The 20,895-nt window shown below is 71.0% G+C and carries 17 protein-coding genes; 6 read left to right on the forward strand and 11 right to left on the reverse strand.

Features of this window, described 5'->3' with window-relative positions; translation table 11 throughout:
- The first annotated feature begins 436 nt into the window (after positions 1-436).
- Positions 437-1,249 carry a peptidoglycan recognition family protein gene (locus HCK04_RS12770; protein ID WP_240971351.1) on the forward strand — a complete coding sequence of 271 codons (813 nt, stop codon included), beginning with the start codon at positions 437-439 and terminating at the stop codon, positions 1,247-1,249.
- Positions 1,250-1,336: 87 nt separating this feature from the next.
- Here HCK04_RS12770 and HCK04_RS12775 read toward each other — a convergent pair whose 3' ends face one another.
- The 8 genes from HCK04_RS12775 to HCK04_RS12810 all read right to left on the reverse strand — a co-directional run bounded on the left by HCK04_RS12775 (position 1,337) and on the right by HCK04_RS12810 (position 10,754).
- The gene (locus HCK04_RS12775) at positions 1,337-2,593 is read right to left on the reverse strand and encodes a nucleotide sugar dehydrogenase (protein WP_142647387.1); all 1,257 of its coding nucleotides are present in this window, start codon (positions 2,591-2,593) and stop codon (positions 1,337-1,339) included.
- A 188-nt stretch (positions 2,594-2,781) separates the two neighbouring features.
- On the reverse strand, positions 2,782-3,576 hold the full coding sequence (locus HCK04_RS12780) for a class I SAM-dependent methyltransferase (RefSeq protein ID WP_142647388.1): 795 nt from the start codon (positions 3,574-3,576) through the stop codon (positions 2,782-2,784).
- A 301-nt stretch (positions 3,577-3,877) separates the two neighbouring features.
- Complete coding sequence (locus HCK04_RS12785; RefSeq protein ID WP_142647389.1) at positions 3,878-5,053, reverse strand: glycosyltransferase family 4 protein; 1,176 nt, start codon at positions 5,051-5,053, stop codon at positions 3,878-3,880.
- 48 nt (positions 5,054-5,101) lie between these two features.
- Positions 5,102-6,454 carry a polysaccharide biosynthesis C-terminal domain-containing protein gene (locus HCK04_RS12790; protein WP_168065876.1) on the reverse strand — a complete coding sequence of 451 codons (1,353 nt, stop codon included), beginning with the start codon at positions 6,452-6,454 and terminating at the stop codon, positions 5,102-5,104.
- The gene (locus tag HCK04_RS12795; RefSeq protein ID WP_142647391.1) at positions 6,451-7,590 is read right to left on the reverse strand and encodes a glycosyltransferase; all 1,140 of its coding nucleotides are present in this window, start codon (positions 7,588-7,590) and stop codon (positions 6,451-6,453) included. The genes HCK04_RS12790 and HCK04_RS12795 overlap by 4 nt, the downstream gene beginning before the upstream one ends.
- Positions 7,591-7,598: 8 nt before the next feature.
- Positions 7,599-8,867 (reverse strand): hypothetical protein, encoded by a 1,269-nt coding sequence (locus tag HCK04_RS12800; protein ID WP_142647392.1) that lies wholly within the window; start codon positions 8,865-8,867, stop codon positions 7,599-7,601.
- Positions 8,864-9,979: a glycosyltransferase gene (locus HCK04_RS12805; RefSeq protein WP_168065878.1), complete on the reverse strand. Its 1,116-nt coding sequence runs from the start codon at positions 9,977-9,979 to the stop codon at positions 8,864-8,866. The genes HCK04_RS12800 and HCK04_RS12805 overlap by 4 nt, the downstream gene beginning before the upstream one ends.
- A gap of 37 nt (positions 9,980-10,016) precedes the next feature.
- Positions 10,017-10,754: a class I SAM-dependent methyltransferase gene (locus HCK04_RS12810; protein WP_168065880.1), complete on the reverse strand. Its 738-nt coding sequence runs from the start codon at positions 10,752-10,754 to the stop codon at positions 10,017-10,019.
- Between the two features lie 775 nt (positions 10,755-11,529).
- On the opposite strand from HCK04_RS12810, the gene HCK04_RS12815 reads away from it, so the two are divergent.
- The 5 genes from HCK04_RS12815 to HCK04_RS12835 all read left to right on the forward strand — a co-directional run bounded on the left by HCK04_RS12815 (position 11,530) and on the right by HCK04_RS12835 (position 17,137).
- Positions 11,530-12,675, forward strand: coding sequence for a glycosyltransferase (locus HCK04_RS12815; RefSeq protein WP_142647395.1), 1,146 nt, complete (start codon positions 11,530-11,532; stop codon positions 12,673-12,675).
- Complete coding sequence (locus tag HCK04_RS12820; RefSeq protein WP_142647396.1) at positions 12,672-13,628, forward strand: NAD-dependent epimerase/dehydratase family protein; 957 nt, start codon at positions 12,672-12,674, stop codon at positions 13,626-13,628. The genes HCK04_RS12815 and HCK04_RS12820 overlap by 4 nt, the downstream gene beginning before the upstream one ends.
- 89 nt (positions 13,629-13,717) lie before the next feature.
- Positions 13,718-14,716, forward strand: a complete 999-nt coding sequence (locus tag HCK04_RS12825) for an NAD-dependent epimerase/dehydratase family protein (RefSeq protein WP_142647397.1) — start codon at positions 13,718-13,720, stop codon at positions 14,714-14,716.
- Positions 14,713-15,750 (forward strand): MraY family glycosyltransferase, encoded by a 1,038-nt coding sequence (locus HCK04_RS12830; protein ID WP_142647398.1) that lies wholly within the window; start codon positions 14,713-14,715, stop codon positions 15,748-15,750. The genes HCK04_RS12825 and HCK04_RS12830 overlap by 4 nt, the downstream gene beginning before the upstream one ends.
- Positions 15,751-15,754: 4 nt before the next feature.
- Positions 15,755-17,137 carry a tyrosine-protein kinase family protein gene (locus tag HCK04_RS12835; protein WP_142647399.1) on the forward strand — a complete coding sequence of 461 codons (1,383 nt, stop codon included), beginning with the start codon at positions 15,755-15,757 and terminating at the stop codon, positions 17,135-17,137.
- Here the strand turns inward: HCK04_RS12835 and HCK04_RS12840 are convergent.
- The 3 genes from HCK04_RS12840 to HCK04_RS12850 all read right to left on the reverse strand — a co-directional run bounded on the left by HCK04_RS12840 (position 17,115) and on the right by HCK04_RS12850 (position 20,700).
- Positions 17,115-17,660 (reverse strand): low molecular weight phosphatase family protein, encoded by a 546-nt coding sequence (locus HCK04_RS12840; protein ID WP_168065882.1) that lies wholly within the window; start codon positions 17,658-17,660, stop codon positions 17,115-17,117. The genes HCK04_RS12835 and HCK04_RS12840 overlap by 23 nt on opposite strands.
- A 360-nt stretch (positions 17,661-18,020) precedes the next feature.
- Entirely contained in the window at positions 18,021-19,781 is a 1,761-nt protein-coding gene (locus HCK04_RS12845; RefSeq protein ID WP_142647401.1) for a DUF4012 domain-containing protein, read from the reverse strand.
- Between the two features lie 31 nt (positions 19,782-19,812).
- Complete coding sequence (locus tag HCK04_RS12850; RefSeq protein WP_142647402.1) at positions 19,813-20,700, reverse strand: hypothetical protein; 888 nt, start codon at positions 20,698-20,700, stop codon at positions 19,813-19,815.
- Positions 20,701-20,895 lie beyond the last annotated feature (195 nt).

Raw genomic sequence — 20,895 nt, forward strand, 5'->3', positions numbered from 1 at the left:
CCTGGGGCCGGTAACCGAAACTAGGAAGAGCGCGTTACGCACTTTGACCATGGGTGACCGTGCGGCCGTTACATGTGTCGCACCCGCGAAACATGCAATCCACACGCATAACGGACGCAACATCCGGTTAACACGGACTCCTCTCCCGATAGGACCGCGTTACGTCCATGTGACCTCCGTCCCACTCGCCGCCATCACGCATGGTCAGCACGCCCGCGACCCGCGCGCAGGGCATTTCGGGATATTTCCGCGATCGCGGTCGTGCCATTCCGTGACCGGACTGCGGCGTTTTCCGCCGCGGCATGGCACGGACATTTCGGTTGACATGTGACCGGTTTTCGCTCGCAGGAATATCCGCGGCGGGGAAAGGGGATATCGATGCCGCCTCCCGCCGTACGAGGGCCCCCCGAGGGCCCCGCGCACTCGGGGAGGACGGATGTCTGCGGTCTCGCGCCGCGCGTTTCTTTCGACGGGGCTCCTTTGGTCGGCGTGCCTGCCGGCGGCGATGCTGACCGCGCAGAGCGGGCTCGTCGCGGCGGCAACGCCGGTCTGGGCCGGGGGCGGCCCGCGTCCGCCGCGCGTCTACACCCGGTCGGACTGGAAGGCCGATCCGCCCAGGAGCAAGGCCGAGGTGCTCGACCGCGCGCCCGACCGTCTCGTCGTCCACCACACGGCGACGGCGAACACGGACGCGACCGACCTCGACGCGGCCTTCCGGCTGTCCCGGACCATCCAGCGCTACCACATGAAGCACAACGGCTGGGAGGACATCGGCGAGCAGTTCACCGTCAGCCGGGGCGGATACATCATGGAGGGCCGCAACCGCTCGCTGCCGGCCGTCGAGGCCGGCAAGCACGTGATGGGCGCGCAGGCGGCCGACCACAACGACCACACGCTGGGCATCGAGACCGAGGGGACCTACACCTCCACCCTGCCCCCGGCCCGCCAGCTGTCCGCGCTCACCGCGCTGCTGGCCTGGCTGTGCGACGTCTACGAGCTCGACCCGCACGAGGCCATCATCGGCCACCGCGACCTCAACCGGACCGCCTGCCCGGGCGACCGCCTCTACGCGTACCTGCCCCGGCTGCGGGACGGCGTCGCGCGCCGCCTGGGCGAGCGCGGGGGGCGGGACGGGCCCCCGCCTCCGCGGCTCGCGCTGCCCGGCGATCAGGCGCTGGACGCCGTGCTCGTCGGCGACCTGCCGCTGGAGCACGGTCCCGCCCTGGGCCCGCACGACCTGGCCTACTGACCACGACCTGGCCTACTGACAAGGCCCCACGGAAACGGCACGGGCGGCTCCCCTCCGGAGGGGAGCCGCCCGTGCCGTACGGCCGGGTCAGAGGCGCTCGACGTTCGGCCCCCGGCAGCGGTTGCGCGTGTCGAACACGAAGGCGCTCTCGCGCTGGACGAGTTCGTAGTCGAAACAGTCGTGGTCGGTGAGGACCACGACCGCGTCCGCCGCCGCGATCTCCCGCGGCGACGCCTCGGCGATCGCCACCCCCTCGGGCACGAGGGCGAGGTCGACGTGCGGATCGGCCGCGCGCACGTCCGCGCCCAGCTTGCGCAGGTGCCTGGCCACCTCGATCGCCGGGGACTCCCGGCAGTCGCCCGTGTTCTTCTTGTACGACAGGCCGAGCAGGAGCACCCGGCTGCCGTTCAGGGCCTTACGCCGGTCGTTCAGCGCCAGCACCAGCCGGTCGGCGACGTGCGCGGGCATGTGGTCGTTGACGTCGTTGGCCAACTCCACGAACCGGAAGTTGTGCCCCAGGCTGCGCTTGACCTTCCAGGACAGGTATGACGGGTCGATCGGCAGGCAGTGCCCGCCCACGCCCGGCCCGGGGGTGAAGCTCATGTAGCCGAACGGCTTGGTCGAGGCGGCGTCGATGGCCTCCCATACGTCGATCCCGAGCTGCCTGGCGAAGATGGAAAGCTCGTTGACCAGGGCGATGTTCACGTGCCTGAAGGTGTTCTCCAGAAGCTTGCACAGCTCGGCCACCTGTGGCGAGGACACGGGGACGACCCGCTCGACGACGGCCTCGTAGAAGGCGCGGACCCTTGCGAGGGCGGCGTCGTCGAGACCGGAGACGACCTTCGGCGTGTTCTCCAGCCGCCACTGCGTGTTGCCGGGGTCGATCCGCTCGGGGCTGTAGCCGAGGTGGAAGTCGCCGGGGGCGCGCAGGCCCGATCCCTCCTCCAGAATCGGGCGCAGGTACTCCTCCGTCGTCCCCGGATAGGTGGTCGACTCCAGCACCACGGTCGCGCCCGGCCGCAGATAAGGGGCGAGCGACCGGCCGGCCGCCGCGATGTGGCTCAAATCGGGCACGCCGTCGGTCAACGGCGTCGGCACAGTGATCACGCACACGTCGAAGCCCTCGGCATCCGCGTAGTCCGCGCTGGCCCGGTAACGACCCGTCGCATGCGCCGCCGCGAGCGCGTCGTCGCCGATGTCCTCGACGTACGACTGGGCGGCGTTGAGACGCTTGACCCGCCACTCGTCCACCTCGACGCCCACCACGTCGAATCCGGCGTGTACCGCCCGCATGGCCAGTGGCAGGCCCACGTAACCCTGCCCGACCACAACCAGTTTCTCCATCAAGGACCCCCGTCCCTTGTCTTTCACGATGTGCCGTCCTCAGCCGTGACGTCCACGAGCACCTGGATGCGGCGGTGAGGTCGAGGTTGCTCCGCTCGGCCCCACCGCGAATGTCATCGACCTCGCCCGGCACACCACATTGGTCGTCGCGGACTCGCCCGCGCCGCGTACCGGCGACTGCACGGTCGTCAGAGTGCCGGCACCCTGGTCGCGACCGCGCACAGGTGCGGCAACTTACCGCGTGACCGGCGGTGGACAGCGGTGATCGGGCTGAAGGGCATGCGAGCCGCGACTCGTGCGAGATAGCGCAGGTTCACGTCTCCTATGCCCGGCCAGGCCGGCACCTGATACGAGTTGAAATCCAGTGCGGTCACCCAGCGGACGACAAATCCATGACGTTCGATCGTCGTCGCGAGAGTGTTCTTGTCGAACGATCGGACGTGCTGCCGCTGGTGGTAGACAGAATCACAGAACGGGCAGTAGACGTTCTTGTGATCGAGAGTCAGGTCTTCCTCGTTGGGGGTGGTCAAGAATATTGACCCACCTACTTTCACGGCGTCCCGCAGATTGGCGAAGAAATCTTCTTCCTCGTGCTCGGGAATATGCTCGACCGTCTCCAGGCAGGTGACGAGGTCGAATTTGCGATTGAAGTAAGCAGAGCGGGAGTCTCCGGCGAGGCTCGCCCCATGCCAGCCTCTCCTGCCCGAGAGCAGCCTGTTCGCCGCCTCGACCGAGGCCTCGGACCAGTCACATCCCCAGCACTGGCAGCCCGCTCGGATCAGCTGCGCGGCGAGCGCACCGGGCCCGCATCCGTAGTCGAGCACCTCTCCCTGCAGCAGGCCGTTGACCCGGAGGTAACGCGCGACTCCCCTGCCCACTCGTTCAGAGAAGGTCAGCGCCCGATTGTTCTGCCGATAACAGTGATCCCAGAATGCTTTTACCCGCTCGGATGTCCAGTCGTCGGAGGTGATTCTTACCGGCATTCAGGCCCCCCAATTTCTTCACCAAGTGCTCCGGTCGGAGTCTTTCCCCGTCTCCCCGCGACGGACTTGATGGCACACGAACCTAGTGCGGCGTCCCGTGAATTGCACGCAGGCGCGCAGTTCACGCGATCAAGGCGGGTGCCGGAATGAGAGCGGCAGCCGCGGGCGCTCCGTTCAGGCTGCTTCGTGTACCACCACGTCGATCCCGGGGCGCATCGAACGACTGCCCGCCCGTCTCAGCACCCGTCTCACCGCCCGTCTCACCGCGCGACCCACCGCGCGACCCACCGGCCCGGCGGCCTCACCGGCGTGCACCGGCTTCCACCGCGCGTACGCCGCCGCCGTCCCCGTCGGCACGTGCGACACTCCGGCGCCCGGACGGCAGGCCGGCCCGGCGGCCGACCTCCTCGTACCAGCCGACGATTCGGGCGGCCACGTCCGGCCAACCGAGGTGCGCGGTCGCCCGCCGCCCGCGCTCGGCCATCCCGGCCCGTACGGCGTCATCGTCCAGGATCACCCGCAGGTGGGCGGTCAGGTCGTCCACCGAACCGCTGCGGAAGACACGATAGGCGCCATGGTCCGTGACCACCGGGTCGAGTGTGGCCTCGGAAGACAGGAGCGCGGGAGTGCCGAGCGCGAGGGCCTCGAGAGCGGCCGTGGGCACACCCTCTCCGATGGCGGGCAGCCTGCGCGAGGCCAGAACGAAGACCTGTGCCCTGCTCACCAGCGAGGCGACCTCGTCACGGGGCAGGTGGCCCGCGAGCTCCACTCCCGGCCCGGCCTGGGCGAGCCTTTCGAGCCGGTCCCGTTCCGGCCCTTCGCCGGCGATGACCAGGCGCAGCCCCGGCCGGATGGCGCTGAGCCGCCGGAACGCCGCGATCGTCAGGGCGTGGTTCTTCACGGGCAGGAGAGAGCCCACGCTGACTATCAGGCCGGGTTCCACCGCGGTCCGGGAGCGAATCGCGTCCAGCAGCGGAAGGTCCAGGCCGCTCGACAGCGTACGGATCGCCCGCGCCGGGACTCCGGCCCGACGCAGGTCGGCGGCCGGGCGCGTGCCCAGGGCGACGAACCCGCCGACGCGGCGGAAGGCCCATCGCATGACCATCCTGTGGCGCGTCGTCAGAGCACCGTGCGCGGTGAGCACCAGGGGGATGCCCAGCCGTGCGGCGGCCGGGCCGACCGCGAGCGCCTCCCGATGGTCGCCGTGCAGGTTGACGACGTCGACCCGGCCGAGACGCGGCAGCGCGCGGGCGCACTCCAGGGCGAAGGCAAGGGGGTCGGACCTGCGCGCGACCACGCGAGCCGTCAGGGTCCGCGGCAGGGGCACCTCCAGCGCGCCCGCGGGGACGTCGCCAAGCCGCCTGGCGACCAGCACCTCGTGTCCGAGGGCGAGCTCCTCCCTGACGAGGCACTCGATGTGGCGTTCCTTGCCTCCCGGCTCGGGAGGCAGCCGATATCCGATGTGCAGAATACGCACGTGGACCTCTTCTCGATCGGTTCATGCGAAGTGCCTCCGCCCCGCCGTTCAGGAGCGGGAGGTGGCCGCCGACGCGTTCCCACACCGCCTGCCACGCAGGGCCGAGACCACCCGGCGCGCGTCCCCGAACCGGGGTAGCAGGTCCGCGGCGCCGAGGCCGGCCGCCCGGGCGAACCAGCCGACCTCGACCGCCACCATCGCGCCGTAGCTCAGGGTGGAGGCGAACGCGGCCCCGCGAGCCCCCCACAGCGGGATCAGCACGGCGTTCAGGGCGAGGTTCGACGCGAGGGCGCCAGCGGCGATGGCGGTCATCCTCATCGGACGCCCCAGCCGCACCAGGTACTGCTCCAGGGGCCGCAGCAGCGACCAGGCGACAGCGCCGGGCGCGAGGGCGAGCAGCGGTGTGACGCTCGCCGCGAAGGCCGGGCCGTACACGAGCGGGACCAGCAGTGGCGAGGCGCACGCCAGCGCGCCGACCGCGGCGCAGGAGAGCAGCAGGGTGAGGCGGATCGTCCGTGCCGTCACGTGCCGCGCGTCCGCCTCGTCCCTGACCGCCTGGCGCGACAGCGTGATCTGGGCCAGCGCGTCGGTGGGCACCCGGGACAGCGACAGCAACGAGGTGGCGACCGTGTACAGGCCGACCTCCGCCGGAGTCACGAGAGCGCCCAGGAGCAGCACGTCGACGGTCAGCAGCAGGTGAAGCGCCATCGTCCCGAGGTGATAGCGGCCGGACAGCGCGAGTTGCCTGCGGGCGAGCGCCGCATCGCCGGGTGTGGGGAGGCCGAGTGGCCGTACGAACAACGCGAAGGGCAGGATGGTGGAGACGGTCCAGCACACGACCACGGCGGTCAGGGTGACGGTCCCGGTCACGGCCATGACCAGTATCGGGACGTACTGCACCACGGCGGCAGTCACGACGGACCTGTTGGCGAGGCCGACGCGGCCCTCCAGGAGCGCGATCCCCTTGAGGTTGACCACGGCGACCGCGAACGGCACAGCGAGCAGCGCCATGACCATGAGGGCCGGACTGGGAGCCAGGGACAGCACGGTGACCACGCCGAGCGTGGCCGCTGCGGACGTCAGGCCCAGCGCCAGGCCGAGGATCGCGGCGTTGCCCGCCATGGGCCGGCGACGCTCCAGGAGTGGCCACAGCGCTATCTGCGACCTCCCGACCGACAGGTGGCCCAGCACGGTCGCGATCCCCGCGGTCGTGGTGACGGTCGCGTAGACGCCCCGCCCCTCGGGCTGCAGGCAGCGGGCGAGGAACACGCCCGCCACCGCGGCCAAGGCCAGCGGGACCGCCTGGCTCGCCATCGTCCGCAGGAGGTTCTTCACATCCGCGTTCACGTCCGCCCCACCGGCCGTGGGAGGCGGCCTGCCCACGTCCGCGGCCCGCGTCACCTCGCGCATCGTGCCGCCAGCAGCCGTTGGTACAGGTCGAGGTGCGCGTCCGTGACGGTCTCCACGTCGAGGTTCTGCCATGCCCAGGCCCGGGCCGCCGCACCGACCGAGGCGGCGAGCACGGGATCATCGAGAAGGCGGCCGATCGCGTCGGCCAGAGCCTGCGGCGACGAGGGGGCCACGAGGACGCCACGGTCCTCGAGCAGCTCCGGCGTGCCCCCCACGGCGGTGGCGACGACCGGCCGGCCCGCCGCCATGGCCTCCATGACGGCGTTGCTCAGGCCCTCCGCCGTCGACGGGAGCACCACCACGTCGGCGCGGGCCAGCAAGCCGTCGGTGTCCTGACGGAAGCCGAGGAAGCGCACGTCCACACCCGCGGCGTCCGCCTGCGCCCGCAGTCGTTCGCGCTCGGGGCCGTCGCCGACGAGCAGGAAGGTGCAGGGCCGGTTGCGCCGGGCGAGCAGGGCGGCCGCCTCGATGAGGAACCGCTGCCCCTTGTTCTCGCTGAGACGAGCCACGCACACCACCACGGGCAGCGCTGTGTCGACGGGCTCGGGCTCGGCCAGGTGGAACGCCGAGGGCGGCAGCCCGTTGTATATCACGCTCACCTTGTGAGCCGGCACGCCCTCGACGGCACGGGTGCCGTCGGCGATGGCCGCCGAGTTGGCGACGACGTGGTCGCTCATCGCGTTCACCATGCGCTCGGCGGCGGAGGTCCACGGTTTCTTCGGTCGCAGGTAGCCCTGCGTGCGCCGGGCGGTGACGATCACCGGGACCTGTGCCAGCCGGGCGGCGGGGGTCCCCAGGAGGTAGCACTCCCACAGGAAGCCGTGCAGCACCTGCGGCCGCAGCTCTTTCAGCAGCGCGACCATCCGTGCGAACGCCACGAGGTTCCTGACCAGCAGCGCCGGACCGCGGGAGCCGCGGGAGAAGCCGAGGTGGTGGACGTCGATGCCGGTGGCGCGCAGGTCCTCCTCGTGCTGGCCGCCCCGGGAGAGGACGAGGACGTGCACCTCGATGCCTCTGTCCCGCAGCCGTTCGGCCAGCAGGCACAACTGCCGTTGCGCGCCGCCGAGACCCAGATGCCCGATGAGGAGCGCGACCCGGCGGATCTTGCCTTCATCTCTAGATGCCATCGACGACCTCAGCTTCGGCGTACGAGTGGGTCAGCGGGGCCCGCGGCGCGTGGCGCGGGCGGGTCCGCGGCGGAGCGGCCGTACGGCCCGGTCCTGGACCAGGAGATGGCCGAGAGCAGGCTCGTGACCATGACGATCGGTATGCGCTGCCGGAAGATGAGGCCGACGTTGGCCATGGTCGTGGCGTACGCGATGGAGCCGGGGACGACGAAAAGCAGGAGGATCAGCAGCAATCTCCGGTCGTACCGCCACAGCCTGCGCGCGCCCAGGAAGGCATGGTAGAGCAGCCAGTACCACAGGAGTGTGTCCACCTTTCCGAGTTGCAGGGCCACGCTTCCGCCCATCCACGGGAACGGGGACAACAGCGTGTAGAGGAGCTTCGGCCCCAGGGCATTCCAGGCGTTCCCACCGTCGTCGAAGACGACGCCGGACCCGCCCTCCGCGTTCGCCAGCCGTACGTGCTCCGACTGCCCGCGGTCGAGCTGGTCCTGCACGACGGCGAACGGTCCCCCCTGGTCGACGCCCTGAAGCACGACGAGGAGCGGCAGCATCAGAACGGCGACGACGACCAGGCTCCGGGGGGACAGCGCCCGCCTGATCCGGGAGACGCCGACCAGCAGCGGCAGCATGCACATGAACACCATGTAGGGGCGCACATTCCACAGGGCCCACAGCAGCGGCCCGAGGGTCAGCACCTTGCGCACCGCGAAACGCTGCAGGTTCGAGGCGGCGATCCCGAGGCAGGCCACCACGAGGAATGCGTTGAAGCCGTCCTTGAACATGTCGGAGGTGTGCAGCAGGAACCCCGGCAGGAACGCCGTGATGACGAGCAGCCGGAACGCCGCCCGCTCGTCGGCGCCCACGAGGCGCGCGAACCGGTAGACGACGACGCACAGCAGGCAGGCGAGCAGCGCCACGACGGCGGTGCAGGCGAGCGGTGCCCGTCCGCCGCACAGGTACATCACGAACGCGAAGATGTTGCACGGCACGGCCACGGACTGGACCGAGCCGAGCTCGCCGGGGCCGACGAAATGGAGGCCCTCGCGTCTCCACAGCTCGACGATCTCGAGGGCGCGCAGCTCGTAGCCGAGGTTGTCGCCGCCGTAATCAAGGCCGTCGGACCGGATGACCAGGACGTGCACGACCAGCCGGACGGCGAAGGCCGCGAGCAGCACGGGCAGCGCACGCCGCGCCACCGGCGCCGCCAGACCGGTATGCACCATCACGACGAGCAGCACCGCGGCGGCGATGACGATGATGTACTCCACCGCGGTCACCCGTTGGTCCCCGTGCAGACCTCACCGTAGAGCTTGTCGAACCACTCGGCCGCGCGGGCGATGTCCACCTGCCCCGCGCTCTCCCTGGCGCCCGCCCGCAGCCGGGCCCGCATGTCCGGCCGCAACGCCTGAAGGATGCCCCCGGCCAGAGCGTCCGCGCTGCCGGGCACGGTGAGCACGCCGTTCTTTCCGGTCTCGATCAGGTCGGACACGCCGCCGACGGCGGTCGACACCACCGGCACCCCCGCCGCCAGCGCCTCCATGACGACGACCGGCAGGCCCTCGTAAGAGGAACTGAGCACCAGGAGGTCGGCAGCGGCGATCAGCCTGCCCGCCTCCGGCACGTGCCCGACGACGCGCACCCGGTCCAGCCCGAGACGGGACACATGCTCGGCCGTCGCGTCGCGCAGCGGCCCGGACCCGGCGAGGAGGAACAGCGCCCGCGGCTCGGCCGCGACGACCTTGGCAGCGGCCTCGACGAGCAGCCGGTGGTTCTTCTGCGGGTGGAAGTTGGCGACGTTCACTATGAGAAGGGCATCGTCCGGAACCGACCACTCGCGCCTCGTGGCCGCGGCCCGCTCGGCCCACTGGCGCTGCCCCGCCACCCGGACACCGTGGACGCAGGTGGACAGACCGCGCCCGCGCCTGCCGGTCCGCGCACGCGCCACCTGGGGCGAGACCGCCACCGTACGGCTGTCCAGCCAGGCGGTCGCCCGGTCCAGCGCCATCGTCACCGTTCGGTATCGCACGTTGTGGACGGTCGAGACCAGGATCGGCCGCGGGTGCCACAGCCGGGACGCCGGGCGCAGCAGCGCCGCGGGCAGTGGGGAGTGCAGGTTGACCACATCCGGACGCAGGCGCCTGACTTCCCGCACGAGGCGCGCCGGACGCAGCAGCCGGGGGCAGGACGACAGGTCGACGACATCGATCCCCGCCGCGCGGAGCCTACCGGTCAGTTCCTCGGTGGAAGCGCTCAGGCACACCACGGTGTACCGATTGGCCGGACGGCCCGCCTGCCGGCGCGAGGCGGCCAGCAGGCGCTCGACGAGGAGCACCTCGGCTCCCCCGACATCGAGCGTTTTTATTACTTCACAGACATTGACACCGCGCATCGCGCTTGGCTCCCTGGGAAGGCGTTCCATCGGACTGCTAGGGGCGCCTGCGCTCCAAGGCCGGCAGCCCGGCCCCCGCCACGCCGATGTACTTGCCCTCGTACTCGAAGACTCGGAAGGCCCGCTGCCTCTCCGCGTACTCCCGGAAGACCAGGTTGTCCTGGATGTCGTCCATGACGATGACATGCCTGTTGGTCAGGTGCGGACGCACGCGCCGCAGGAAGAACTCTCGTCCGTTCCTCGTCTTGTCGGAGTCGTAGTGCACGAGGTCGACCCGGGTGTCCGGGAGCAGGAACTCCTCAAGATTGCGCCGGTCGCCCTTGGTGCGCAGCGTCCATCTGCGCTTCAGGTCGTCGGGGACGACGTATCCGATGTACCGCTCGGGATCGGCGAGGCGGAAGAAGGGGAAGTCGCTCGACAGCAGGAGGCCGCTCTCGTTGGCGCGCATCGCCGCGAGGATCGCGCTGGTGGACCAACCGGCCGCCACTCCGGTCTCCAGGGCCAGGGCGGGGCGGATGAGCCTGGTCAGCAGGTACAGAAGTTCGACCCCGCCGCCCCCGCCCAGGTTCACGCCCGCGGCGGCGAGCCTGTCGAGACGCGGCCGTGCGAAGTCGGCGAAAGCGGCAGCCCAATCCAGGCCCTCTCGCCACAGGACGGGATCGACGGCGCTCCCCCAGGCGTTCATGTCCTCCGCGTGCCGCGCCGCCCACGCTCGGGCGGCTTTCCTCTCACGGTTGTGCCCGTGGCTCAGGCGCACCCATATTTTCTGCGTCATCACCGGTAGATAAGAAGGGCGGACGGCATTCCTGGCGACGACGCGAATATTCATGCCCGAAGGATATGGCGTCGTTTCATACGCGCCTCGGGAGCGCCACGGGAATATTTCGTAAAAGGAAACGGCAGGCGCGCCGGCGGAATTACGGCCGGCGCAGCGCCGAGATCGGGACCCTCGGCCGGCACCCACCGCTCGACCGGCGCGGCCGTCCGGAAGCGCCGGGGGATCGCAGAGGCTCTCGTGGCCCCAGCGGCAGGGCGCGCCGGCCCCGAGCACGTCATCGGGGTCCGAGCGGGCGCACAGCCGCCGGGCCCGGTCGTCGCGGCGCTTCGACGGTGGCCGTTCCGGCGTGCCGCGAAGGCGTCGTCTCGGGCCTGGTCCAAGCCTCACAACCATCCCCGCCCGCTGGCGATTCCGACTCCGGGGCGCGGCCAAGATCTTGCCACTCCTTTGTACGGTCGGGCGGTCGCCCCGGCGGGGGCGGGCCGACCACCCCGGCGTGCGGCCGGAAAGCGCGTCCCTGTCGAGCGATTTCACGGTGGTGCGGCGGAAGGCCGAATCGAAGTCGGCTTTTTACATTTCACTGAATCGCGCCCGACGACCCGGGACACCATCCGGACCATGTGCCGGTAGGGAATGCGAAAAGGCTTCGCCGGGACCGTGACGGTGCCGCGGAGAAGCCCGATTGGCGGGTTAGCTTCTGCGACGTGAACAGGCCCATCACGAGGAGCCCCTGGTGAGACCGACGCCGAGACCGGACGGCCGGATCCGCGTAATGGAAATCATCGCGCGCATGAATATCGGCGGGCCGGCGACCCAGATTCTCGGACTGCACGAACGGCTGAACGCCGACGAGTTCGACCACCGTCTCTACACCGGACACGTCGACGGCGCCGAAGGCGACCACCTTCTGCTCCGGGACGCCGAGCTGCGGGTACGCCGGATCCCCGGACTCGGCCGCTCCGTCCGACCGGCCGACGACTACCGCGCCCTGCTGCGCCTGGCCGCCGAGATGCGCGAGTTCCGGCCGCACATCGTGCACACGCGGACGGCCAAGGCGGGCGCGCTCGGCCGCACGGCCGTCCGCCTTGCCCGCGTCGGCGCCGCCCGGGTGCACGTGTTCCACGGTCACCTGCTGAGCGGCTACTTCTCGCCCGCCAAGCGCCGGCTCTACGTGTGGGCGGAACGGCGTCTGGCCTCCGTCTCCGACCGTCTGGTGACAGTGGGAGAGAAGGTCCGCGACGACCTGCTCGCCGCCGGGATCGGCAGGCCGGAGCAGTACATCGTGATCCCTCCGGGAGTGCGGCTGGGCTCGGTCCCGGACCGGGAGGCCGCCCGCGCCGCCCTCGGCCTGCCCGGGGACGCGCCCGTCGTCGCCTTCGTCGGCAGGCTCACCCGCGTGAAGCGTCCCGACCGCTTCCTCGCCGTGGCGGAATCGCTGCTCGGACGGCTGCCCGCCTGCCGCTTCGTCGTCTGCGGCGGCGGCGAACTGACAGAGGAGGTAGAGCGGGGCGCTGCCCGAATGCCGGGCTCCTTCCACCTGCTGGGGTGGCGGCCGGACGTCGAGACCGTCTATGCCGCGGCCGACGTCGTCGTTCTGACCTCCGACAACGAGGGGACCCCGCTGAGTCTCATCGAGGCCGGCATGGCAGGCGTCCCTGTCGTGTCGACCCGGGTGGGCAGCGTCCACGAGGTCGTCCGGCACGGCGTCACCGGCCTGCTCGCCGCCCCGGATGCCGGCGAACTCGCCGCGCACACCTTGCGGCTGCTGTCGGACCCGGGTCTCGCCCACCGCATGGGCGAGGCCGCCCGCCGCTGGACGACGGACTCCTTCGCGGTCGAACGTCTGGTGGCCGACACGGAGCGGCTCTACCGGTCGCTGTGCCCCGTTCCGCTGAAGACCGAAGGGAGCCGTATATGAGAGTCCTCGTCACTGGAGGCGCCGGGTTCATCGGCGCCAACCTCTGCCGTACGCTGATCACCCGGCCGGAGGTCGAGAGCGTCACCGTCCTGGACGACCTGAGCAGCGGGGACCGCGCGAACGTCGCCGGGCTCGGAGTCGACCTGGTGATCGGCAGCATCCTCGACAAGGAGCTGGTGGCCGGCCTCACCCGCGAGGCCACGCACGTCGTCCACCTCGCCGCCCGGCCCTCGGTGCCCCGGTCGGTGAAGGACCCCGTCGCCTCGCACATGGTGAACGCCACGGGGACCCTGCAGGTGCTGGAGGCCTGCCGCGCCGCCGGACCCGGTGCGATGCCACACGTCATCCTCGCCTCCTCGTCCTCGGTGTACGGGGACTGCCCTGAGCCGTACAAGCACGAGGACCTGCCGACGCGCCCGCTGAGCCCGTACGGCGCCAGCAAACTCGCCACCGAGGCCTACGCCCTCGCGTACGCCGGCAGCTACGGGCTGCCTGTGCTGCCGTTCCGCTTCTTCAACGTGTACGGGCCCCTGCAGCCCGCCGGGCACGCGTACGCCGCGGTGATCCCGGCGTTCATGGACGCCGCCCTGCGCGGCCGGCCGCTGCCCATTTACGGCGACGGGCAGCAGGCGCGCGACTTCACCTACGTGGGCTCGGTGGCGAGCGTCCTCGCCGACGCCGCCGTGCGCCGGGTGACGAGCTCGACGCCGGTGAACCTCGCCTTCGGCACCCGTGTGTCCCTGATAAGCCTCAAACACACTCTGGAGACCGTCCTCGGACGGCCGGTCGAGACGGAGTTCCTGCCCGCCCGCGCCGGTGACATCCGGGAGTCGCAGGCGTCGTCCCGCCTGCTGCTCGAACGCTTCCCGGGGGTGCGGCCCGTCCCGCTGGACGAGGGTCTCCGCCTGACGATGACCTGGTTCGAAAAGAACCTGGACATCGACCCCCGCTGAACAGGGGTCCGGGCGACCTGTGCCCGGGCCCTTCCGCACGCACGCACCTAACTAACGATCCTGCCAATCGCCACCTGCTGGGAGAAGTCGTGACCAAGTCAAGCGGGAACACGTATCTGATAACGGGCGGAAGCGGCTTCGTCGGGTCTCACCTGACCGACGCGTTGCTCGCCCGCGGCGACTCCGTGATCATTTTGGACAACATGTCGACAGGGCGTCCGGCCAACCTCGCACGCCATGCCGCCGAGCCGCGGTTGCGGGTGGTCCAAGGCTCGGTCCTGGACGAACTCGTGGTGGACGAGCTTGTGCACGAATGTGACGTCGTGGTCCACCTCGCCGCCGCCGTCGGGGTGAAGCTGATCGTCGAACACCCCCTGAGGTCGCTGACGACCAACATCCGCGGTTCGGAGATCGTCATCGAGGCGGCACACCGATACCGGCGCAAGGTCCTGGTGGCCAGCACGAGCGAGATCTACGGCAAGAACTCCGCCGGGCCGCTCGCCGAGACGGCCGACCGCATCCTGGGCAGCCCCGACGTCGTCCGCTGGGCCTACAGCACGGCGAAGGCCGTCGACGAGATCCTGGCCAACGCCTACCACCGCGAGCGCGGGCTGCAGACGATCGTGGTCCGGTTGTTCAACACGGTGGGTCCCCGGCAGAGCCCGGCGTACGGGATGGTCATCCCGCAACTGGTCAGGCAGGCGATCAACGGTCTGCCGCTCACCGTGCACGGCGACGGCACCCAGACGCGCTGCTTCGCGCATGTCGAGGACGTCGTGCGCGCCCTGGTGCTGCTCCTGGACTGCGACGCCGCGGTCGGCCAGACCTTCAACATCGGCTCCAGCGAGGAGGTGAGCATCCTGGAGCTCGCCAAGCTCATCACCGAGCTGGCCGGGAGCACGTCCGGCGTCGACCTCGTGCCGTACGCCGACGCGTACGGGCCAGGGTTCGAGGACATGGCCCGCCGGGTGCCGGACACGACGAGGCTGCGGGAGCTCACCGGCTGGACACCGCGCCGGTCGCTCGACGACATCCTGCTGGACACCATCGCGGAAGCCCGCGCCGAACTGGCGAGCCCGCATCGGTGAACGCCTCGGCCATCCTTGCTGCCGGCTGCGCCGGCATCGTGCTCAGCGCCGCAGCGACCTTCCTGCTGCGCCGCCTCGCCCTGAGGTGGGGGATCACCGACCGGCCCAGCGGCCACAAGTCCCATCTGCACCCCACCCCGTACCTGGGCGGGGTCGCGATCACTCTGGGCACGGTCGTCCCTGCGATCGCGCTCGGCGCTTTCGAGGGACCAGCGGCCGGCATCCTTGTGGGTGCCGTGGCGATGACCCTGCTGGGGCTCATCGACGATCTGATCCCGCTCCCTCAACTCACCCGGCTGGCCGTCGAAGCCCTGGCGGCCGGCGTGGCGGTGCTGTGCGGCATCGTCGCGCCAGTCACCGGCGGGCCGCTGGACGTCCTGATCACGCTGCTGTGGATCGTCGTCGTCACCAACTCCTTCAACCTGCTCGACAACATGGACGGCGTTCTCGGCGGCGTGACCGCGGTCAGCGCGACATGCCTGGCGGCGGCCGCCTTCGTGTCGGGACAGCCACTGATCGGGCTGGTCCTGGTCACTCTGTCACCCGCCGCCCTCGGGTTCCTGCTGTACAACTGGGCGCCGGCGCGGATCTTCATGGGGGACGCCGGTTCGCTGTTCATCGGATTCGTCCTCGCCTGCAGCGCGGCACTGCTCGCCGGCACCGCCGCCCCCGCCGGCGGCCCCGGCGCCGCGATAGCGAGCCTGCTCCTGCCGACCTTCGTCTCGACCGTCGACACGGGAGTCGTGCTGCTGTCGCGATGGCGCGCAGGACGCCCACTGCTGTGCGGGGGCACCGACCATCTTTCTCACCGGCTGCGCAGGCTCGGCCTTGGGACCAGACTCACGGCGGTCACGCTCGCCGCGGGCGCCGCCGCAGCCGGCACGGCCTACCTGGCTCTGGTCCTGGGCTGGATCCCGCCGCTCGGCGCAGCGATCGGGGCAGCGGCCGTCGCCTGCCTCGCCGTCCTCCTGCCGCAACGGATTCCGGTCTACCCGGCCGCCCGCCCGCAGCCCTCTCTTCCTGTTAGGCGATGAAGGAATGGAACTTCTCTACTACGCGCGTCTGGTGCGCAGATACTGGCCGCTTCTGCTGGTCTCGCTGATCGTCGGAGTGAGCGCCGCCCTCGTCGTGACCGCGAAGACGCCGCCGAGGTACCTCGCGTCGATATCCATGCTGGTCTCGGCGAACTACCGGGAAGAGAACCTGTCCACCGCCCTGCAGGCGGGGGAACTGTCGCAGCAACGGGTCCAGTCCTACGCCGCCCTGCTGACCAGCCGACGGGTGATCGGGAGGGTCGTCGGTGCCGCGGAGGTCGCGGACCTCCAGGAGAACGTCACCGCCGAGGCCATCCCCAGCACGTCTCTGCTGCGGGCTACCGTCGCCGACTCCGACCCCCGTCGCGCCGCTGCACGGGCCGACTCACTGGGCGCCGTGTTCACCTCGATGATCGACCAGATCGAGCGGCCCACGCCCAAGAGCCCGCCTACCGTCCGGGTCACCGTCGTGGACAAGGCGGATGTCCCCGAGGAGCCCATCGCTCCCCGGCCGGCGGTCAACCTGGCGCTCGGCGTGCTCATCTCGCTGTTCGCGGCCGTCGGCGGGCTCGTCATGCGCGACCGCCTGGACACGACCATCAAGACGGCCGAGGTGCTGCAGAGGGTCGCCGGGACCTCGCTCCTCGCGGTGGTCGGATACGAGCGCGATGCCCGCAGGCACCCCCTGATCATCGGCGGAGCCGGTCGCTCCTCACGGTCGGAGTCGTTCCGTTCGCTGCGAACCAACCTGCAGTTCATCGGTGTGGACCGGAAGCCGAAGTCACTCGTCGTCACCAGTTGCCTGCCCAACGAGGGCAAGTCGTCAACGTCGGCCAACCTGGCGATCGCGATGGCGCAGGCGGGCTGGCGGGTGATCCTGGTCGACGGCGACCTGCGCCGCCCCAGTGTCCCCGGCTATCTCGGCATCGAGGGCGGCACCGGTCTCACGGACGTCCTCATCGACAAGGCCCGCCTGCCCGACGTCATCCAGACCTGGGGCCGGCCCAGCCTGTCGGTGCTGCCGAGCGGACGCGTCCCGCCGAACCCCAGCGAGCTGCTCGGCTCGCAGGGCATGCGCGCGGTGCTGACCCAGCTCACGCAGGAGTACGACATGGTGATAATCGACGCGCCGCCGCTACTCCCCGTCACCGACGCCGCGGCGCTCGCCGCGATCTGCGACGGCACGCTGCTCGTCGTGCGCCACGGCAAGACCCGGCGCGAACAGGTGACGCGCGCCGAGGAGCTGCTGTCGTCGGTCAACGCCCGCCTCGTCGGCGCCGTGCTCAACTTCGCACCGGCCAAGCAGGGCGATCATTACGGCTACGGGTACGGCTACCAGCCGGCGGAGCAGCCGGAGGCGGACGTCAGGTCGCCGCTGCCCGTGTGAACAGCGCCACCGGGGCGGCGAGTGACTCGACGATGCGTCGGGCCGCCGCCCGGTAGGCTCTGCGGGAGCCCCGGTAGGGATCGGCGATGTCGGGCTGCTCCACCCGGACCAGCCCGCGCAGCGCCCTCGCCTCAGCGACCAGCGCGTGCGCCCGCCGCACAGGGTCGGCGTGGCGGAGAACCTCGTCAGCGGGAACCGCCCGGGCCAGCGCGCCGAACTCCGCGATGGTGAACGTGCGCGCCGCCGCCCGAGGATGCAGCGCCACAGCGTGGGAACGGTGCTCGGACGAGGCCGTCAGCACGAGGTCGGCGGCGACCACCGTCTCCGAGGTGAGAGGGCGCGAGGCGAAGCCCTCCGAATCGCCACCGAGCCGGATCAGCTCCCTACGAGCGCCCTCGTCCATCGAGCGCCCCGGCAAGGCATGGGTGCCCGCGCTGGACACGGTGATCGGCGAGCCCGGTCCGAGAGCCGCCCGCGTCAGCCGCTCGGCCAGCGGGGACCGGCAGATGTTCCCCGTGCACACGAACAGGATGCGGAAGCCGGCCCCGGGACCGGCAGGGTCATGAGAGCCGTGGACAAAGTCGCGATCGGGCTCCCGCGCAGGGTTGTGAGCGGCAGCACGGTCCCCCGCACCGCCCCGGAAATGGTCGCGGGCAGAGTCACAGTCACGCGTACGCTCCATGGAGCGGGAGGCTAGGACCCGACGGACGGGCCGCCGCGGACGGCACGCCGCTTTTTACGATCTCCGGCCTCGTCCCAGATCTCCGGCCCGTCACCGGTCCCCGGTATGGCCGCAGCTCTCCGGTCAGGGGCATCGGCCTCCGCCCGCGACACCGGTCTCGGCGGCGGAAGGCGCGGGCCGCGGCGTGCGGCCCGCGCCTCGTCAGTGCACTGGGCAACCCTGGTCGTTGCGCCGGATCACGGCCTCCTGCGGCCGGACGAGCGGCTGCGCCGGGACCATCGGCGGGGCGGCGGAGTAGGGTTCGAGCAGGTCGAGGTCCATCGTCCTCGTCTGCCGGGGGGCGAACTCCAGCACCGTCGAGAAGATCGGGTGCGACCGCTCATACTCCGTGTAGAACCCGGAAGGCCGGCCGTCCACCCGCATCTCGGTGGCCTGCGCGCCGATGGCGCCGTACAGCGACACCCACAGCCGGTTCGATCCGGGGACGTGGGACCGGCGCGGGGAGTCGAGCCGGTCGGTGACATAGCTGGGCAGGTGCCCGTGCGGCACGTCGTTGGCGAGGCTGATGTGCACCTTCGCCTGGCGCATCCCGTCGGGGCGGCAGGGCCCCAGCTCGTAGGTGATCGACCGGCGCAGGTAGTAGTCGAGCTTGGTCCCGGCCGAGTTGTTGACGACGAGCGCCGCGTACGGCCCCGGCCGCTCGGGCAGCACACCGCCGAGGGGGGTCGCCTCGAGCCGCGCCTCCTCGTCCTTCCTGCTGGTCCAGATCTGGACCCTGCGGTCGGTCGCGAGGCCGGCCAGGACCGGCACCAGCCGGGTGGGCTCGGGATTCGCCCTGATCAGCGCCTCACTCACGGCGCCCGCGAGCCTGATCAGGTATTTCTTGCGTTCGACCGGGTCGGAATAGCGCTCGTACGCCACCCGCTCGGTGAGGTCGACGACGTTGGCGGCGGTGACGGTCTCGCCTCCCGGCAGCCGCACCGGCCCGGTGATCTCCAGCATCCGGGCCAGGCCGACCGGATCGGTGGCGATGGCGCCGTCCACCGGCTTGCCCGTCTGCCGCTGCCACAGCCCGGCCCAGGTGGTCGCGGCGTACGGGAAGTGCGGCGACAGGTTGGACACCGACAGCATCTTGGCCGCACCGGGCCCGTAGCGCGCACGGAAGCGCACCCCGTGGTCGACCACGGGCTTACTACTGTTCGCGAGGCCGTTGTTGGCCGACAGCCGCTCGATCGCGATCCTGCCCCGGTCGGCGCGGAGGATGCCGTACGCGCCGACCAGGCCGCCCGTCCCGCGTGCCTCGGCGTTGGTCTGGAACGCCAGGAAGTAGCGCCTCGGGCCGTCGCGGCCGAGCATGGGCGGTGCGAGCGCCGCGACGTTCGCCGCCGCGCCCGCAAAGCCCTGGATCCTTGCGGTCTCCCGCACCATCGTGTCGCGCGCCCGGTCCACGGCCTCCAGGCCGGTTTCGGCCGGGGTGCGCGCCAGCTCCGACCGCGCCGCCGCGATGCGTACGGCGGCGCGGTCGAGGACCGGCGCCAGCGCGTCGAGAGTCGCGAGCATCCGGCTCTGGTCGTTCCCGGCGAGAGCGCCGCCCCCCGTCATGAGCGGGGCGGCCACCCGCTGGACCTCGGCCAGCACGTCGGTGAACTCGTCGGCCGCCCCCGCCAGTCCGCGGACCGTCGTCGCCGCGTCCCCCACCAGAGGCAGATGCGTGAGCAGGGCCCAGCCGGGGCCGCCTGTCAGCCGTCGCGCCTCCGCCGCGTGCCGCCGGGCGTCCGCGAGCGTCCTGCTCAGCGAATCGCCCGGCGACCCGAGGCGGGCGGTGCGCAGCCGGAGCAGAGCGTCCCGCGCCGCCTCAAGGTGGTCGCGCACGCTCAGCCCGAGATGCGCGGACCAGCCCCCGGCCAGCACGAGGCCGAGGGCCAGCGACGGCAGGCCGACGACGACCAGCCTGCGCCTCATCCTCTTAGGCACCGGTCTGCTCGACACCTGTCTACTTGGCGTCGGTGGACCGGCGGCGCCGTGCGGAGAGCATGGTGCAGCCGAGCGCGACGGCCAGCAGGCCCGCGCCAGCCGCGGCGATCCCCATCGGCGCGCCCGTGAACGGCAGCTGCGGGCCGGCCGCAGCCGGTGCGGGGCCGCCGCCGCCCATCTGCTCGGAGTCCATGCCCATGGGCATGTCCTCGTCGTAGGACTCCTCGTCCGCGCTCTCCTCGGGCTCCTCCTCCGACTCCTCCTCGGAGAAGTCCTCGTCGGGGAGCTCGGCGACGTCCTCCGGCGACCTCTCGCTGGTCTGGACGGCGTTCTGGACCGGGAGTGCCCCACTGTCGCTACCCGGGCCGCCCGGCCCGATGATGGGCTGGGCACCGTCGTTGTTCTGCGTGTCGTTGCTGGTCCAGGCGCCGGGTCCGGTGTTGTTCCACTGCGGTCCGGTGCCCCACCACGTCGGCCCGCAGTTGCCGTTGGGGCAGTTGGTGGTGTTCACAGTCTCCGGCTCCACGCCCTGCACGTCCGCGGCCGGGACGACGGTGGTCGTGGCCGGTTCGACGACCTTGTCGGCCTTGTCGGCCTTGTCAGCCTTGTTGACGCCGTCCGCGCCGGGGTCGCCCCAACCGTCGCCACCGCGACCGCCCCTGCCGTCGTCGCGGTCCCCGCCGCCGGCACCGCCACCGCCGCCCACGGGACCGAGCAGCCGGCCTTCCCGTGAGAGACCGGCCAGGGCATCGAAGGGGTCATCCGAGAAATCGCCCAGGAACACCAGGGCGAACGGTTCGAAGGGGGCGGGCGGGTACGGCTGCATGGCGACCTTCGGCGCCGCCGCGTAGGTCTGTGCGGCGGCCACGCCGGCACCGCCGAGCGTCAGGCCGCCCGCGACCGTCACCGCCAGAAGAATAGGTACTGTAGTTTTTCGCGCCACTTTGGACTCCCGATAACGGCCGCTCAATTCTTTGAGCATTTGCCCGGATTGCCAGCGATATTTCGCTGCTCGACTGTTATATGCGCCTGGCCAAGGTCCGCCCCATAGCGGCACACGGTGCTTACCGAAGGATCGTCCAGGTTTTCGCTTCGTTGACCC

It is taken from the genome of Microbispora sp. CL1-1 (genome assembly GCF_012034195.1).
Taxonomy (GTDB): Bacteria; Actinomycetota; Actinomycetes; order Streptosporangiales; family Streptosporangiaceae; genus Microbispora.

What these genes read in the sequence shown, in the direction of transcription:
- HCK04_RS12795 (WP_142647391.1), bottom strand. Translation starts at nt 7,590, where the DNA reads ATGGCATCTAGAGATGAAGGCAAGATCCGCCGGGTCGCGCTCCTCATC.
- HCK04_RS12845 (WP_142647401.1), bottom strand. Translation starts at nt 19,781, where the DNA reads ATGAGGCGCAGGCTGGTCGTCGTCGGCCTGCCGTCGCTGGCCCTCGGC.
- HCK04_RS12815 (WP_142647395.1), top strand. Translation starts at nt 11,530, where the DNA reads ATGGAAATCATCGCGCGCATGAATATCGGCGGGCCGGCGACCCAGATT.
- HCK04_RS12780 (WP_142647388.1), bottom strand. Translation starts at nt 3,576, where the DNA reads ATGCCGGTAAGAATCACCTCCGACGACTGGACATCCGAGCGGGTAAAA.
- HCK04_RS12775 (WP_142647387.1), bottom strand. Translation starts at nt 2,593, where the DNA reads ATGGAGAAACTGGTTGTGGTCGGGCAGGGTTACGTGGGCCTGCCACTG.
- HCK04_RS12805 (WP_168065878.1), bottom strand. Translation starts at nt 9,979, where the DNA reads ATGCGCGGTGTCAATGTCTGTGAAGTAATAAAAACGCTCGATGTCGGG.
- HCK04_RS12810 (WP_168065880.1), bottom strand. Translation starts at nt 10,754, where the DNA reads ATGACGCAGAAAATATGGGTGCGCCTGAGCCACGGGCACAACCGTGAG.
- HCK04_RS12820 (WP_142647396.1), top strand. Translation starts at nt 12,672, where the DNA reads ATGAGAGTCCTCGTCACTGGAGGCGCCGGGTTCATCGGCGCCAACCTC.
- HCK04_RS12835 (WP_142647399.1), top strand. Translation starts at nt 15,755, where the DNA reads ATGGAACTTCTCTACTACGCGCGTCTGGTGCGCAGATACTGGCCGCTT.
- HCK04_RS12770 (WP_240971351.1), top strand. Translation starts at nt 437, where the DNA reads ATGTCTGCGGTCTCGCGCCGCGCGTTTCTTTCGACGGGGCTCCTTTGG.